Below are 16,140 nucleotides of genomic sequence, written 5' to 3'. Positions count from 1 at the left end.
GAATAGTGGAAGATATTAATAATAAGCTAAAATTGCTTAAACGCTGTGCCTTCGGTTTTAGGAATTTCCGCAACTTTGAATTAAGAGCTTTACTATTCTGGCACTTCCCTAATAATTTAGCACAGTAAGTACGGAAGAACCAACATTTTCAACTAAGCTATTGCTGCTTCCTGAAAATTAAGATGTATTCATCGTAATCTTTCTTGTCGTTCCATGTTGTTACAGGATATGGATTATTCCCCGTTCCAAACAACCATAATCCGTCTTTTGTGAACTTGCTTTCCAACTCATCAGATCTATCAGACAATAAGTCATCATATCTATGAAATATCCTTCCGTTTAATTGTCCAAGCCACTCTGTCATTCTTGTTAATTCGTGGTTTTTGTTCTCTACATTTGGTAACATATTCCTTAACTTCAGAAACTCGTCTTTCTCACATAAAGATACCCATCCACAATCAGTCAAAGATTCTCGCATCTTATTAAGCATTTCTTCCTTCATTTTTGGCTCTATTAGAATCAGATTAGCGTTTTTAGTAGTAACCTCATTCAAAGCTTTGATAAATGTTGTCCACCATTCTTCTTCTTTGTTTTTAAACCTATTCTGTAAGACAGAAGACATCATAACTAAATCAAAGGAACCTTTCTTTATTTGACCTTTTTCATAGCGATCAATCAAATCATCTACTGATCTCTCAAAGCGTTTTGTAAATACGTATGAGCCTTTTTTTGAGCTAAAATTGTTAGCAAAAGTACGCATTGCTTTACTTGGTTCAAAGGCAATAACCTCTATTAAAGACTTTTGTATGTAAAAATATAAAGCAATACTGACAGCATCAGTACCGCTGCCTATATCTAAAACTCGTCTGGGGATTGCTCCGCCAATTTGGAAATAGTGAGAAAGGACTGCGATCACAGCTGTAATTTTTCTAGGTAAGTATTTAAAAGCATAAACAACCGGAATTCCCCACATATCATAGTCTGGGTCTTTTCCTTTCCTTAATTTACTTAACTCGTTAATTCCCTCAATAATTAATTCATCAATCACTTGAGTTTCATCATCAATTTTTATACATTTACTATTTATTTTAATAGATTGGCAATAGTTTTCTATTGCTTCGATCAGATATTCGTCTATTTTTTTACAAAGCCTTTCATAAGAAAGATCGGAGTTAAAGTTAATAACTGTGGGTGCAGCGGTCATGGCAACTTCTTGAGGAGAAAAATCTTTAGGTAATTTGGTAGCATCATTATATGTGGCATTATTTAAGTTGGCATGGTCTAAGTTTTCCGTTTCCTCTAGATTTGCATTATTCAGATTGGCTCTACTTAAGTTTGTACCAAGCAAATTTGATTTACTTAGGTCAGCACCACTCAAATCTGCCCCATTTAGCTTGGCTTCTGTCAGATCTGCTCCACTGAAATTAGCGCTACTTAAGTTAGCATCAACTAGATATGCCCCACACAGGTAAGAGTTTTTCAGTTGTGCTTGACTCAAATTAGCTTCACTTAGATTCGCTCCCCATAAGCTTGCATTACTTAAGTTGGCACCACTTAGGTTAGCTCCTGAAAGAGGGAAAATACCCGCAGAATCTATAAAAACTCCACCACATAAACTTGCTCCATCAAGACAAGCTTCAACCAAGTTTGCATTACTTAAATCTGCACCCCATAATTTCACATCCTTCAAAATCGCATTGCTTAAATCAGCGCCACTGAGATTAACGCTACTCAGATATAGTCCTGTTAAATTAGCTCCTTTTAAATCAAATCCTCTCAAATCGCAATTTACTAAAAAAAATGGATCTACATTTGCTTCTTCATTAGTACTAGAATTTTTCAATTTATCTAGCAAAATTTGAAGACGTTGACATTCTGAATCGTTCATTTCTCTATAAATCATAATGCTTATACCGGGGCGTAACCTTCATTTCCTTCAAGTAGGGGACGTTGTGAGCCAAGTATATGAGAGAGAGATTTCCTCGCTTCTATGTACTTTTGTTCAGTCCAACCATCTTCTCTCATTTTCACAAGAAACTGTTGGGGACTACCAGCACTAAAGCGGGAACGAGTAGGCTTAAAAAATTGGGTAACATATTCAGCGGCGTTTAATTCCGCTATACGTTGTCCAAATGCCTCAACATCTTTAATTGGAAGCATAGGGCTAATTGAGATGCCAATAGGAACACCAGCCTGTGCGACTTTTTTGGCTGCCTTTAAACGCGCCTCAATAGCGGGGCAATGTGGCTCATATCTATAGCGTACTTCCTCAGAGTCAGTGGTGATAGTGAAGTTAATACGGATGTATTCAAACTTTTGAAAAAGGTCAATGTCTCGGAGAGCGATCGGGCTGCGTGTCTGAATAGTAAGGCGTGGTTGAACCTCCACCAGTTCTTCAAGAATACGCCTAGTCAAACCTACCTTATGTTCAATTGGTTGGTAAGGATCGGTAACACTAGAAATATAAATAGTGTCGCCTACATCAAGTCGCTTTTCTGCCGATTTCGCACGACGGGCGCGACGAATTAGATCAACCGCATTCTGTTTAACTTTTACCCAATGACCCCATGTATTTTGAGTTTCAATACTTGGGGCAAAAAAGCGGGCATAACAGTAATCACAACCAAAACTGCACCCACTGTAAGGATTTAGGGTAAACTTATACAGACCGATAAAACCTTTTGGAGATGTCAGAAGGCTTTTGCTATCAATATACTCGATATTTGCTGCACCAACTTTTGAAGGTTGTGGCTTCTCTATCGATAACACTTCTGAAGTATCAACTGAATAACTAGCCAATGATGCAAACAAAGAAAGCTGTTCTCCAAATTCGCTTGGTTTTCTGTTCATCTAAAAATCTCCGTGCTCTCCAAGAGTGGAAATGAAGTTTTAGGGAAATTTATGATCGCACCCTCCACACCCACCTTCTCTAAAACTCAACCAGAAATCTTCTTCTTCAAATTCTCATCACTTGGCCCCAATTTTGTCACATCATAATTATTAGCAGGATAAGAAAGGGAAGGACGATCGACAAATAAACCAGACTTAGTGCGTGCAGGTAAAAAACTCAACACCCAAGCGCGTGTGTGCAAACAAATTTCGACCAACTTTTTGATTGCAACCGGAGGTGCTTTCAATTCAAAAGCTTTTAGCGATCGCTCATCTAAAATACAACGAAATACTAACTCAACCAACCCTCTAGGAACCAGAGGAAACCAACTAGAAATCAAGCCAACAAACAAATGATACAATTCCTTAGTAGCGGGAGAATTATAAACAAACTTATCCTCATATTCCTGCTTAAAACGTTCCATTTCCTCTAAAGAATCAGGCAAATCTTTAATCTTCATTCGTTTGGCAATCTCCAGCCAAAAGTTCAGCCATGCACAGCGTTCCTTTTCTGACATTCTTCGCCAGCCAAAGCGATCGATCCAATAAATAGGTTCTAAAATTAAAGCAGCAGTAATATAAATAAAATCTTGATTATTAATCCGAAAATGACCATGAATATAGTTCATCCGTTCAATGCAAGCACGACCTTCTTCGCTATCATAGCCATGCTTAATCATCTCAAATAGCAAAATTGCAGTATCATCATAACGCCTCTGCGTGTGCGCTTGAGCATAACCCCGACTTGCCACTAAACCAGCCATTCTCGGACTAGCAAAAGCCCTAACAAAAGCCAATTCAATGTAACTTCGCTGAAAGTCCCAAGGGAACTCATAACTAACCATAATATTGACAATTTCTGAATGATCCTTAACAGGATCTAATTGCTCTATTTTCCTGAAATTATCGTAACGTCCCATTTTCCGATCCTTTTATTAAATATTCTTTTAATTAAATCTTTCCCAATTCTTTTAAACTCACAATATTGCCTACTTACTACAGAAAAAACTTCGACACAACACAACTAAAACCAGGCAACAAAGGCGAAATAATTTCATCATCATTAATCAACGTCGCCACTAACACCAATCGCGCATTCTCTCTGCGATAAACTTCAACTTTTTTCAATCGCCAATCAGCAATCCAATACTCTTCAACTCCCCGTGAAGAATAAAGCTTTAATTTAGCTTCCTTATCTCGCCTGATATTCTCATTACCAGCAGATAAAACCTCAACAACCAACTCAGGCACACCCGTCAAATGTCCCGCTTCATCTAATAGTAAATCTAATCTTTCATGACTCGCCCAAACCACATCAGGAATCACATCATCTGACTCACCAAAAAGCACCCCAGCAGTGATACTTGCCTCTCCTAAACCACTTGATTCTGACCAAGTATCAAGTTCTCGAAAAAATTTACCACAAGTCCGTTGATGTTTCCAGTGAGGCGCTCTCGTCATAAACAAATCTCCATCTACAACTTCGTAGCGCGTACCTTCATTTTCTGGTAAAAGTTCTATATCTGCGGTAGTCCAACGCACTCCTTGAATGGGCGTATAACTCATAGCAGAACTCCTTTTGAGCAGGACTAATATAAATAGTATAGTAAAATTAATTCATATTAACCCAAGTTGCTAGTTATAAGATTAGTCTGATTCTTTGTACGTAGTTGGGCTTTAGCCCTCTTATGCCAGGTTTCATCAGAGGACTAAAGCCCAACTACATACCTTTATGTAAATAACTAGCGACTTGCGTTATTATTTAGATACTAAAGTTTTATTTCCATAGTTATATGTGGAATAGTAAGATAATCAAAGAATTCACCTTGTTCGGAAAATCAGAAAAGTTCCTCACAGAAAAAAATTAAATTCCCTCACCTGGTACATTTTCCGAAATCCAAGCTAAATAAGGCGGATAACCAGCAAGCAAAGGTAAGGCAACTATTTCGGGAACTTCGTAAGAATGTAACTCTTTAACTTTTGCCGCTAAAGTTTCAAACTTGGCTAAATCAGTTTTAATTAAAAGTTGCCATTCTTCTTCTTTATATAACTCTCCTTGCCAAGTGTAAATTGATTTAATTGGCGTGAAACTAACACAAGCGGCAAGTTTAGATTCTACTAAACTTTGGGCTATCTCTTCCGCTTCAGCTTGGGAAGGTGCTGTTACTAAAACTACACCATATTGAGTTTCTGGAGTTTTATTCATTACCTAAAACCGTTACTGCTGCTTCAAAATTTAGCGCAGTTTGGGGTAAAGTGAAATAGAAGTTGGTTTTTTCTTGGGGGACGATCGAACATTGCAGCTTAGTATATTCCAAATCCGTACCTGTCAACGTTGCTTCACTTAAATCAGCATCCGTTAAATCTGCTTGATTCAACCTCGCCCAATTTAAATTCGCCTTCTCTAAACAAGCTCCGGCTAAATTCGCACCCGTTAAATCTGCTCCCGACAAATTTGCATTTCGCAAAACTGCTGCACTTAAATCTGTGGCAATTAAATTTGCCCCTTCTAAATTTGCACCAATTAATTTAGCACCACTTAAATTAATCGTTGACAAATCAGCACCACTTAAATCTAAACCATTTAACAAAGCTTTTCGGAAATTAATTCCACTTAAAGAAGAACCATAAAGCATCGCTCCAATTAATCTAGCAGCTTCACAATTTACCCAATTTAAATTAGCGCCACTTAGATTCGCTCCTCGCAAATTAATTCCTTGCAAATTGGCGCTACAAAGATTTGCGCCCCACATATTTACCGATCGCAAATTCGCCCCTTTCAAATTAGCACCGCTCAACTTTGCCCCAGGTAACTTCGACTTTACCAAAAAAGCTCCACTCAACTCAGCTTTCGTTAAATCAGCATCAACTAACTTCGCTTCCCCCAACTTAGCAAACTTCAAATTTGCCCAATTTAACAAAGCACCACTCAAATCTGATTTATTCAGCAAAGTATGAGCCAGATTCGCTCCCCTTAAATTTGCACCCGACAAATTTACCCCAATTAAAATTACCTTCGTCAAATCAGTGCCACTTAAATCAACTCCGGCAAAATTTCTATTTCCCTGTTCATAAAGCTCTAATAAAGTACTAACTTCCATAATGATTTTGCCCCTTCTTCTTTAACTATGGAACTATCTTCAATTCTCGATTCCTAACAAAACTCAAACGAACTACTCTAGCCAATAGAGCATCGCACAGGAAAACCTTATACTTTTTTAGGATTTAAAATGCTTGACAAAAATACAGTTTAGCTTTATTCCCAATTAACTAGGATTAACAACTTACATTTTAATTAAAATTTTACTATGTAGTTTTTTCTTTGTTATCCCTAGAACCCGATAGCGTTACAAATATTTTCATAATTTCATTTATCATTAACAAAATCAAGCTGCTTTGCTGAATAACCACAATTCCACAAAGCAGCTTAATTTGAAACAAACCCCAAGCTTAATTTAAATTGGTGACAAAGAATAAACCTGACCATCTATTAGCAAGCGGGTAATTCCTTTCGCCTTCAAATAAGGGCTAGCTTTTTGCAACATTCTGCCATCAGGAACTTTAATTACCCGTTGACTGCGGTTAGAAAAACGTCTTGCTATGCGGTGATTATCAAATACGGGCAAAGTTCTTTGTTGAATTTCGTCTTTAGGAATTTGACCCAAATCACCAAAATCTCTTAAAGGTCTAGTAATTAATTCTGCTGCCCGGTCTACCACCAAGTAACATGGTCTAGGGAAAGAAGCTTCAGAGAGTGGTAAAACCTGAATTAAAGAGTTAATCTGCACTCTTCTTCTTTGAGTTAGCAGTATCTCTTCATCTTCATCTTCATCTTCTAAATCTTCATCTTCCTCTTCTAAATCTTCATCTTCCTCTTCATCTTCTAAATCTTCTTCACCATCGAGCAAATCTTCGCCCAACATTTCCCTAATAGTGCTGACATCAGCATCGTATGCCTCATCAAGCAGTTCATCATTCGACTCTGTTTCTAGGGCCTCTTCCTCGAATTCTACTTGTAGAGGAGCAGATTTTTTTGCCGTTACTTCTTCTACTTCATTCTCCGGTGACGCAACCGCAGACGAGCGTTTTCTGGAACGTCTCGAAGAAATTACCTCTAATTCTGGAGAAACTTCTGGTTCTTTTTCTTTAACAACCTTTTTCGGTTGTGCTATCACTGGTTTAGGTTTTTCCGGTACTACTTCTACTGGTTCTGGTTCCGCAACTTCAGCAAAATTTTGACCGCGAGAGGCTCGCTTTTGTTGAATCAAAACTTCATATTCATCAGGCAACAAAGTGCTTTTCAGCAAGCGACTAATTGTAGAGTGACTCACACCATACCGCACTGCCAGAGTAGAAGTTGTCTCCTCCGGGTTGTGATACAGCTTAAGAATTTCCGACTTATCTTTTTCCGTTAATTTTTTCGCCATTATACTTTACTTCCCCTAACCCCTTTTACGCGCCCCAGAACGCCGAGAACGGCTGGATGTCGATGTGTCGTATTCTAAGGCAGCACCAATTGCAAATAACACTCCACTGAACACCCAAAAAACTTCTGGTAGAGAACCACTTTGATAATCTGGTTGTTTTTCCGCCCATTTAAACCACATATCTGCAATGTACAAACACAAAGCTGCGGCGGCAATCATCCGCCAAGACTGAGAAAAACGACCTCCCCAGAACGCTAATAGTAGCATTGTGGCGATGATTAATAGAATTACATCGGCAACTACATAAAATAGACCAACTGGCGTAGCAAAAGGTTTAAGTTGTTCATCAATCGCTACAATCCAAGGTGGTGCAGATGTAGTTGCTTCTGGAGTTGCTGTTGTTGCCGCTGGTGTAGTTGGTGATGCTGTTGGTGTCGCGGTAGGTTGAGCAACTGGTGTTGGTGATGCTGTTGGCGTGACTTTTGTTTCCTTTGCAGGTGTGGGAGTTGGTTTTGCTGCTGGTGGTTTTGCTGCTGGCGGTGCTTGAGCCACCAGCGCCACGTTATTGCTAGAGGGTAGGATTGCTGCTTGAGCAGTTGTGGCACCAAAGGTAGTTACCCAATAAGCTAAGGCTATACCAATAGCGGCGATCGCTACCACAATTCCCCATTGCCACTTTTCCAAATTCAACCTGCGGGAAATTACTGCTTGCAGCATTCCCCAACCCAGAGCAATATAAGTAGCGATAAAGAATATATCTCCCAGAGAAACATCTGGTTCCAGTTGCCAAACTAATTCCCAAAAACCAAATAAAAAGTTGCCTAAAAAATAGAACAGCATCCCCAAACCTATTCCCAGCCAGACTTGACGACCGCTGACAATTTGAGGACTACGCCAGTTTCTAAAGCAGAGTATGGCGGCAAAGAGGAAAGCCACCTGTTCAAAAATATAAGTGCCGATTAAATACCATTTCGGACGCTCCTCCCCTGGTGGTGTGATGCTAAACAGTAAGAAGAACAGTAACGCCAGAACTGCCCAAACAATGCCAGCAATGACGATCGTTTTTACTGAGAAAAGGGGTTTAGGATTAGATGATTTATCCGAAATGTTGCTCATAGCGATTCACAAGATAGCTGGGGATGGAAAGCACAACCTGAATAAATTTTGAGAGCTAATGCACTCAACAGATGACTATTAAACAGCATATTAAATTAAGGCTCACATAAGTCATGGTAACTTTGATGGAGCATTTAATCAGCTATTGCCACAACTTACCAAGCGGAGTTTGATTCAGCCAACCGACAAACTGACTGCGTTCAGGGGGTGGCAAGTCTTCTAGAGCATCCATTGCGCGACTAACAAAACTGGTGTTCCCAAAACATTCTTTACCAAGACGGTGCAATTCTTGCAAGAGGGTAATCAAGTGATGTTCTTCCCAAGGGGGAAGTTGGTTAGTGTTCAAGGGATCTATTGACAGCAAGTTGTTTACTGCTGCTGCTGATTCAGTCTGGGGAAAGCGCCACTGCTGAAAAACTTCAGTGAGATTTTTCTCAAATAATCCCGCTTGCTTGTTACCTAAAATATCCTCAATATCTATAGTTACTGCTTGGAGCAGCAAAATACAAGCTTGGGTAAGGGTCGTCGTCCTAGCATCACCAGCACCATCGATACCTAGCTGATCTAGGCGAATTTTGCCCCAAACACTGAATCTTTCCGGTTCTTCCAATAATACACAGGCTTTGCCTCGGTTATCTGTTAGATCCCGCCAAAAGGCTTTGGCTTCTTCCTCTTGATTGGCTCTAAACACGCTGATTAGGCGAAAGGTTTGTCCTTGGTAATTCAGAATCGGAATTGGCTGATCCCGTTTGGGGTGCTGAATGCTAGATATTTCAACATCCTGCCGTTTCAAAATAAACATGACACTGGCAATTGACTCCTGTCAGAACCGGGGGTGCAGCAAGTGAGAACCGTAACTTCCCAGAGACTAGCTTTAAATGCAGAATACTGGTGTTACAGGTGCGGCTCAAGCAGCGATCGCAACTTACACATTATCCTATCTAACACTTTTCTGGTGCTATCGATAGATTCTTGCGCCTTTCCCCCTCAAAACCAGAAGTGCAAGTAATCCCTGCTTCTAGTTTTCAGATCTCTAATTCTTACTTGCTTTGTGATGACAGTCTAGATGATTTTGATTTAAATTACCGTCGGCATACCTTTGAGGAACCGGATTTGTTTATTTTTCCTCGGTACACTAGGTATCTAAATTTTGGCTCAGCATTTGACTATCTGTTGCTTATTATGCCCAATATCTCTGTTTTCCCTGCTAGTACTCTCAGAATTTTCCCAAGATTTTCGGTTTCCCCCAGACAAATCTCCGCAAATTTTGATATGATAGGCAAACGTAACTTGGGTGCGTAACTCAGCTGGATAGAGTAGCAGCCTTCTAAGCTGCGAGTCACAGGTTCGAGTCCTGTCGCACCCGTTTATTTTTGTTATAAATTTCTGTTTGAGGCAGTGGAGAGGCAGAGGAGCCAAAAAAGTCCTTAGCCTAAAATTTTTTCCTCAACTCAAAACTTAGAACTTTACTCTCCATTAAACCAGGCTGCGATCGCTAAGGCTAGTCCGTCAGCGGCATCGTCGGGTTTGGGAATATAATCTAAGTTTAATTCTCTGGCTACTGCTTGTTGCACATCAAATTTGTCGGCATTTCCCATTCCGGTTAATGCTTGTTTTACTTGTGCGGGCGTAAATTCAACTGTGGGTAATTTATGTTGGGCTAATACTAAGGTTAGTACGCCTCTGGCTTGGGCTACTGCGATCGTATTTCCCATGCGGTAAAAAAATAGTTTTTCGATCGCAACTAAATCTGGTTCTAATTGATTAATCAGAATATTTAAATCTTCGTAAATTGTACAAAGTCTTTCACCTATTGGCATCTTAGCTGAAGTTTTAATTACGCCAAAATCTACTAATTTAGCCGGAATTTGTGGTGATTTTTCACACACAATTACCCCAAATCCTACCACTGCTAATCCAGGGTCTAATCCTAAAATTCTCTTTTGCATACAAAATCTTTATCTCAGACTTAAATAAATAAACAAAAATTTCATACTAGAATTACTCAAATTATGAAATACTGGATGCCAAATGCCGTATTTTCCCGGATGTAACTTGGATATTACTGGACTATGGAGCAACTTAGCTAAATTGTATATTGGTTAACAGTTGCTTAATAGGGGATTTTTCTGGTACAAGTACCTAGATAAATCTAATGGAGACGTGAAGATATTTCTACATGAGAGTCAAAGATTTTTACTATAAACTTGTCTGACACACATTTCTTAATTTTTTATTTCTGAATCAGTCATGTCAATCGGTTTATTCAAACAAGCACTGCTTTTCCTGTCCAATGAATCCCGCAGTCGCACACCTGAGCGGTTTAATAGGTGGTTTAAATGGTTGGCTCCTGGTTTGTTGGTGAAACGTTGGTTGTTAATTAGTGCTGGCGGTGTTTTGCTGACAACTTTGGGTTTGGCGATTTGGGTAAAGCTGACTCCCATTAACCGCTTGATTCAGCTAGTTAATGACATTTTAGAGAAAATTACCACGATCGTTCCTAATTATATTAGTGGCCCCTTGGTGATTGCTGGTGGTTTGTTGCTGATTTTTTGGGGACATACTCGCAGTCTGAATTCAATTACAGAAGTTCTCAAGCCGAGTAATGATGAAGAATTAATTGATGTTTTGCTGACTCACCGCAAGTTGAATCGGGGGCCCAAAATTGTGGCGATTGGTGGTGGTACGGGACTTTCGACTTTGTTGCGGGGCTTAAAGGCGTACAGTGCTAATATTACGGCTATTGTCACTGTAGCTGATGATGGCGGCTCTTCTGGACGGTTACGGCGCGAAATTGGCGTTTTACCTCCTGGCGATATTCGCAACTGCTTAACGGCTTTGGCGGATGAGGAGAAGTTGTTAACGGAATTGTTTCGCTATCGTTTCAGTGCTGGGGATGGCTTGGTAGGACACAGTTTTGGCAATTTGTTCTTGACGGCAATGAGTGAAGTTACGGGAGATTTGGAACGGGCGATCGCTGCAAGTTCTAAAGTATTAGCAGTAAGAGGTCGTGTTTTACCCGCTACACTTTCTGATGTTTGTTTATGGGCGCAATTGGAAGATGGAAGGCTTGTAGAAGGCGAGTCCCGAATTACGGAAGCAATGGGTAAAATAGTCAAAATTGGCTGTATTCCCGCTAATCCTCCCGCTTTACCCAAGGCGGTTCAGGCAATCAAAGAAGCTGATTATATTATTATTGGCCCTGGCAGTCTTTATACCAGCATTATTCCTAATTTATTAGTACCAGAAATTGCGGAGGCGATCGCCCAAAAACAAGTTCCCAGCATTTATGTTTGTAATATCATGACTCAACCCGGAGAAACTCAAGGTTACACGGTTTCCGATCATATTAAAGCGATCGATAAAGCTTGTGGTAGACAATTATTTAATGCTGTATTAGTCCAGCGTAAAGTTCCTTCCGCAAAAGCTTTAATTCGCTACGCCCAAGAGGATTCTCACCCAGTTTATTTAGATCGAGAAGCGATCAATTTATTAGGTCGGCGGATTGTGATGTCTAACATTATGTACGAAGATGAAAAAACTGGTTTAGTCCGCCATAATCCCGAAAGACTAGCCAGGGTTTTACTCCGTTGGTACAGTCGCGCTCAATCAGAATCAATCATGGGATTCTATAAGTTATGACGTTTAAATTACAGGAAATTCTCCTAGCGGATGCTCGAGAAACTCGCCAGCTAGGAATTAAGTTAGGGTGCAATCTCAATGCTGGTGTTGTAATTTTATTGTCAGGTAATTTAGGGGCTGGCAAAACTACTTTAGTCCAAGGTATTGGGGAAGGTTTAGGAATTACTGAACCCATTGTTAGCCCGACTTTCACTTTAATTAATGAGTACACCGAAGGACGTTTGCCTCTGTATCATTTTGATTTATATCGTTTATCACCTCCAGAAGTTGACGCATTAGGTTTAGAATCTTACTGGGAAGGTGGGGAGTTTTCTTTGGGGATTATGGCAATTGAATGGGCAGAAAAATTGACTTATATGCCGGATAATTATCTGCAAATTCAATTGAATTATACTCTCAACGATCGGCGTTTGGCTAAACTGATTACTATGGGAAATGTTCAGTTAGATTTGAGCTAACTAAGCATCAAATCTTAAAGCTTTACCTCGAATTTCTGTGAATAACTTTCCTCTTTCGTAAACTACATTTCCCCCAACAATAGTTATGACGGGCCATCCGGTTAAATTCCAACCTTCAAAAGGACTCCAACCGCATTTGGTTTGTAATTCTTCGCGCAATACTGGGCGATAATTTTCTAAGTCTACTAAGACTAAATCGGCATCGTAACCGGGAGCGATCGCACCTTTATTAGGAATATTATAACCTTGGGCGACCGCCGTAGACATCCAGTTAGCAACTTGAGAAATTGTACATTTTCCTTGCATCGCTTGAGTTAACATTACTGGCAAAGAAGTTTCCACTCCCGGCATCCCTGATGGCGTATTTGGGTAGCCTTTGGCTTTTTCTTCTAATGTATGAGGAGCGTGATCTGTGGCAATAAAATCAATCACACCATCCCGTAATGCTTGCCAGAGAATTTCGTTATCTTTAGGCGATCGCAAAGGTGGATTCATTTGCGCCAAAGTGCCGATTTTCTGATAAGCTTCTGTGTTAAGGACTAAATGTTGCGGCGTGACTTCTGCTGTTACCCAACTCGGCTTCTCTTGACGCAAAAATTCCGCTTCGTCCCCAGTGGAAAGATGCAAAATATGTAAACGTCTTTCATACTTTTGGGAAAGTTTGACAGCCAACTGAGTTGCTAACAGTGCAGCCTGATTATCTTGGATTTGAGAATGTATAGCTGGATCGGTTATTCCAGCAAACTCTTGTCTTCTTTGGTTAATTCTTTCTTGATCTTCCGCATGAACCGCAATTAACCTTTTTCCCTTGGCAAAAATAGCCTCTAAAGCTGTTTCTTGGTCGATCAATAACTGACCGTGCATTGACCCCATAAAAATTTTAATCCCTGGAGTCGGGTTAGCGGTCAGCAGATCTGGTAAATTCTCTGCTGTCGCCCCAATAAAAAAGCCATAATTAACTAAGGACTTTTCGGCGGCACGTTGCAGTTTATCATCTAAAGTAGCTTGGGTAGTGGTTAAAGGGCGAGTATTCGGCATTTCCAGAAAGGAAGTTACCCCACCTTTCGCACAGGCGCAGCTAGCCGTAAATAAATCCTCTTTGTGTTCTAATCCTGGTTCCCGGAAATGCACTTGAGGATCGATGACCCCAGGCAACAAAGTCAAACCAGCTGCGTCGATGATCTTAACAGCAATTTCATCTATATTGGTGCTAAGATCCGTTCCAACTTGGACAATTTGCCCATCGGAGATTTTGACATCTCCCACCAGAAACTCTCCAGTCGGTAAAAGTATTCTGGCTTGTCGAATTAATAGGTTAGTAGCAGATGACATGGCAATAATTAATTTAAAGTAGATGTAGAAGCTAAGATTTGGTGACAATTGTACTCTGAAAGTACATCTAAACTATAGCTCTGTTGAGCTAAAATTCTTCTTCCCTTTCGCCTAATTGATTAAATCTCTATGACTGAAGTTGAGAATCAAAACCCTGAAAAAAATCTCCAACAAAAATATGATAATGCCTGGTTAGAGGTGTTGAAGACCATTTTATTAAGTGGTGTTTTAGCTTTGGGGATTCGTACTTTTGTTGCTGAAGCCCGTTATATTCCTTCGGGTTCAATGTTAGAAACTTTACAAATCAACGATCGCTTAATTGTTGATAAGCTAAGTTATAATTTTACCACTCCGAAGCGTGGCGATATTATTGTATTCAATCCTACGACAGCCCTAGAAAAGCAAAACTTCCATGATGCGTTTATTAAACGAGTAGTTGGTCTACCAGGGGAAAAACTAGAACTGAAAAATGGCAAGGTATACATTAACGGTAAAGCTTTACAAGAAAAATACACAAATGGACAACTAACTAGTACTGATGTTTGTCCTGTAGGAGAATCAGCTTATTTGGCAAAACCAGTAGTTGTACCTCCTAATTCTTATTTAGTTTTAGGTGATAATCGCAAGAACAGTTATGATGGTCGTTGCTGGGGTTTAGTACCACGAGATCGGATTATTGGTAAAGCTTCAGTACGTTTTTGGCCTTTAAATACTTTAGGGGCGATCGATCGCGATTCCATCTATCCTACCTCAGAGAACTAAAAGTAATTTCTCCAAGGCAGAGGACAAGGGTAATTTTTACCTGTTACCTTCTGCCTTCTGCCTCCAAAATTAACACCAAGTTTGGATAATTCTTCCGGTTATTTCTTTGCCTAACCAAGGGGTATTTGCAGCTAATGAAGCAAGATTATTAATATTTACTTGCCAGGTTTCTTGGGGGGCAAAAAGAGTGAATTCGGCGGGAGAACCTGGGTTAATTTTTGGGGGTATTTGTTGTAAACATTCTGCTGGGCGAGTACTCAAAAGTCGCCAGAGTTCTACAGGGGAAATTTCGCCTGTAGTGACTAAGTTTTCCCAGAGTAAGGGTAAAGCTAATTCTAAACCAATGGCACCTGGGGGCGCTTCGGAAAAAGCGACGGTTTTCTCTTCATAAGTGTAGGGTGTATGATCGATCGCGATCGCATCAATTATCCCTTGCTTAATTCCCCGTCGCAAGGCTAAACGATCTTTTGGTGTTCCTAAAGGTGGTTCTATTCTTAAGGATGGGTTGTAACTTGCGATCGCTTCTGTATCTAATAATAAGTGCATCCAAGTGGTACTAGCGGTAATGGGGACGTTGCGCGATCGGGCATCCTCAATCAGCTGTACACTACGAGCAGTAGAAACCCGCATAATGTGAACAGGAACACCCACAGCAGCAACAAGTTCCAACACAGCAGCAAGGGCGGAAGTTTCTCCCATTACAGGATTTCCCGGTAATCCCAAGCGAATCGAATCACTACCTTCTCGCATTACGCCATTGCCCACCAATTCCGGGTAAGATGACCATAAAGCAATTGGTTTACCCAAAGGCTGAAGATATTCCAAAACTCTTCGCAGCAAAGCTAAATTAACAATAGGTTTGCCATCAGCAAAACCTACCACTCCCGCCTCTGTTAATTCTGCCATTTCGGTCATTTGTTGACCTTGAACGCCCTGAGTTATTGCGCCCCACGGAAGTAGTTGGGGAGAATTTTTTTGTAGTTTGGCGACAGCAGCGGAATTATCTATTGGTGGCGAGGTGTCGGGGAGAATGGCGAGGCGGGTAAAACCTCCCGAAATAGCAGCTTTTTGTAATGATTCTAAAGTTTCCCGTTCTTCAAATCCGGGTTCGCCAGAATGACTGTAAAGGTCTACTAAACCGGGGCCTAAAATTAAATCATGACAATTCCGTATCTGAATATCAGAGGGAAACTCGTAAATCTGATTTTCTACAGCTTTAATGACACCATCAATAATCAAAACATCAGCTGTTCTTTCTGTCCCAGAAATAGGGTCTACTATTCTTACTTGTTGGAGTAATTCATTCATTTGTTATTAGTTCTTGGTCATTGGTCATTCGTGATTAGACTTCTTGCAAAAGTCCGAAATCTTTGTTTTTTACCACAGATAAGCTGTTACGCATTTAAATCACTTATTAACGAGTAGGGTGCGTCAGACGGTAAAGCCTATGTAGAAAAGAAAATATCTAAATCTGACGCACCCTACAATATGACTTTTAAATGCGTAACAGCTTA

16 protein-coding genes and 1 tRNA gene are annotated in these 16,140 nt (G+C 40.2%); 5 read left to right on the top strand and 12 right to left on the bottom strand.

Going from position 1 to position 16,140, the window contains the following annotated elements; genetic code table 11:
• A partial coding sequence (locus tag ACE1B6_RS05935) for a transposase (protein ID WP_459562978.1) occupies window positions 1-128 on the top strand: 128 nt, incomplete at its 5' end.
• 29 nt (window positions 129-157) lie between these two features.
• Here the strand turns inward: ACE1B6_RS05935 and ACE1B6_RS05930 are convergent.
• The 9 genes from ACE1B6_RS05930 to ACE1B6_RS05880 all read right to left on the bottom strand — a co-directional run bounded on the left by ACE1B6_RS05930 (window position 158) and on the right by ACE1B6_RS05880 (window position 9,234).
• Window positions 158-1,903, bottom strand: coding sequence for a pentapeptide repeat-containing protein (locus ACE1B6_RS05930; RefSeq protein ID WP_413256323.1), 1,746 nt, complete (start codon window positions 1,901-1,903; stop codon window positions 158-160).
• Between the two features lie 5 nt (window positions 1,904-1,908).
• Window positions 1,909-2,811: an SPL family radical SAM protein gene (locus ACE1B6_RS05925; protein ID WP_413256322.1), complete on the bottom strand. Its 903-nt coding sequence runs from the start codon at window positions 2,809-2,811 to the stop codon at window positions 1,909-1,911.
• Window positions 2,812-2,936: 125 nt separating this feature from the next.
• Window positions 2,937-3,809: an oxygenase MpaB family protein gene (locus tag ACE1B6_RS05920; protein ID WP_413256321.1), complete on the bottom strand. Its 873-nt coding sequence runs from the start codon at window positions 3,807-3,809 to the stop codon at window positions 2,937-2,939.
• A 76-nt stretch (window positions 3,810-3,885) separates the two neighbouring features.
• On the bottom strand, window positions 3,886-4,455 hold the full coding sequence (locus tag ACE1B6_RS05915; protein ID WP_413256320.1) for a Uma2 family endonuclease: 570 nt from the start codon (window positions 4,453-4,455) through the stop codon (window positions 3,886-3,888).
• Between the two features lie 298 nt (window positions 4,456-4,753).
• Window positions 4,754-5,095, bottom strand: coding sequence for a divalent-cation tolerance protein CutA (cutA, locus tag ACE1B6_RS05910; protein WP_413256319.1), 342 nt, complete (start codon window positions 5,093-5,095; stop codon window positions 4,754-4,756).
• Window positions 5,088-5,990 carry a pentapeptide repeat-containing protein gene (locus tag ACE1B6_RS05895; protein ID WP_459562977.1) on the bottom strand — a complete coding sequence of 301 codons (903 nt, stop codon included), beginning with the start codon at window positions 5,988-5,990 and terminating at the stop codon, window positions 5,088-5,090. The genes cutA and ACE1B6_RS05895 overlap by 8 nt, the downstream gene beginning before the upstream one ends.
• Window positions 5,991-6,344: 354 nt before the next feature.
• Window positions 6,345-7,316 carry a transposase gene (locus ACE1B6_RS05890; RefSeq protein ID WP_413256318.1) on the bottom strand — a complete coding sequence of 324 codons (972 nt, stop codon included), beginning with the start codon at window positions 7,314-7,316 and terminating at the stop codon, window positions 6,345-6,347.
• A gap of 15 nt (window positions 7,317-7,331) precedes the next feature.
• Window positions 7,332-8,432: a hypothetical protein gene (locus ACE1B6_RS05885; RefSeq protein ID WP_413256317.1), complete on the bottom strand. Its 1,101-nt coding sequence runs from the start codon at window positions 8,430-8,432 to the stop codon at window positions 7,332-7,334.
• A 142-nt stretch (window positions 8,433-8,574) separates the two neighbouring features.
• Window positions 8,575-9,234 (bottom strand): Npun_F0813 family protein, encoded by a 660-nt coding sequence (locus ACE1B6_RS05880; RefSeq protein WP_413256316.1) that lies wholly within the window; start codon window positions 9,232-9,234, stop codon window positions 8,575-8,577.
• Window positions 9,235-9,724: 490 nt separating this feature from the next.
• On the opposite strand from ACE1B6_RS05880, the gene ACE1B6_RS05875 reads away from it, so the two are divergent.
• Window positions 9,725-9,798 (top strand) — tRNA-Arg (locus ACE1B6_RS05875).
• A 100-nt stretch (window positions 9,799-9,898) separates the two neighbouring features.
• On the opposite strand, the gene ruvC is transcribed toward ACE1B6_RS05875, so the two are convergent.
• A complete protein-coding gene (gene ruvC, locus ACE1B6_RS05870) occupies window positions 9,899-10,381 on the bottom strand; it encodes a crossover junction endodeoxyribonuclease RuvC (protein WP_413256315.1) in 483 nt (160 codons plus the stop codon).
• A gap of 301 nt (window positions 10,382-10,682) precedes the next feature.
• On the opposite strand from ruvC, the gene ACE1B6_RS05865 reads away from it, so the two are divergent.
• Together ACE1B6_RS05865 and tsaE are read left to right on the top strand one after the other, a co-directional pair.
• On the top strand, window positions 10,683-12,074 hold the full coding sequence (locus ACE1B6_RS05865) for a gluconeogenesis factor YvcK family protein (RefSeq protein ID WP_413256314.1): 1,392 nt from the start codon (window positions 10,683-10,685) through the stop codon (window positions 12,072-12,074).
• On the top strand, window positions 12,071-12,532 hold the full coding sequence (tsaE, locus tag ACE1B6_RS05860; RefSeq protein WP_413256313.1) for a tRNA (adenosine(37)-N6)-threonylcarbamoyltransferase complex ATPase subunit type 1 TsaE: 462 nt from the start codon (window positions 12,071-12,073) through the stop codon (window positions 12,530-12,532). The genes ACE1B6_RS05865 and tsaE overlap by 4 nt, the downstream gene beginning before the upstream one ends.
• On the opposite strand, the gene ACE1B6_RS05855 is transcribed toward tsaE, so the two are convergent.
• Window positions 12,533-13,864 carry a dihydroorotase gene (locus ACE1B6_RS05855; protein WP_413256312.1) on the bottom strand — a complete coding sequence of 444 codons (1,332 nt, stop codon included), beginning with the start codon at window positions 13,862-13,864 and terminating at the stop codon, window positions 12,533-12,535.
• A gap of 129 nt (window positions 13,865-13,993) precedes the next feature.
• On the opposite strand from ACE1B6_RS05855, the gene lepB reads away from it, so the two are divergent.
• A complete protein-coding gene (gene lepB, locus ACE1B6_RS05850) occupies window positions 13,994-14,626 on the top strand; it encodes a signal peptidase I (protein ID WP_413256311.1) in 633 nt (210 codons plus the stop codon).
• 69 nt (window positions 14,627-14,695) lie between these two features.
• Here lepB and ACE1B6_RS05845 read toward each other — a convergent pair whose 3' ends face one another.
• Window positions 14,696-15,934, bottom strand: a complete 1,239-nt coding sequence (locus ACE1B6_RS05845) for a dihydroorotase (RefSeq protein ID WP_413256310.1) — start codon at window positions 15,932-15,934, stop codon at window positions 14,696-14,698.
• Window positions 15,935-16,140: the final 206 nt, after the last annotated feature.

The organism is Floridaenema fluviatile BLCC-F154 (genome assembly GCF_041929135.1).
In the GTDB taxonomy this organism is placed as follows: Bacteria; Cyanobacteriota; Cyanobacteriia; order Cyanobacteriales; family Aerosakkonemataceae; genus Floridanema; species Floridanema fluviatile.
This window is presented reverse-complemented; position numbering and strand designations above follow the sequence as displayed.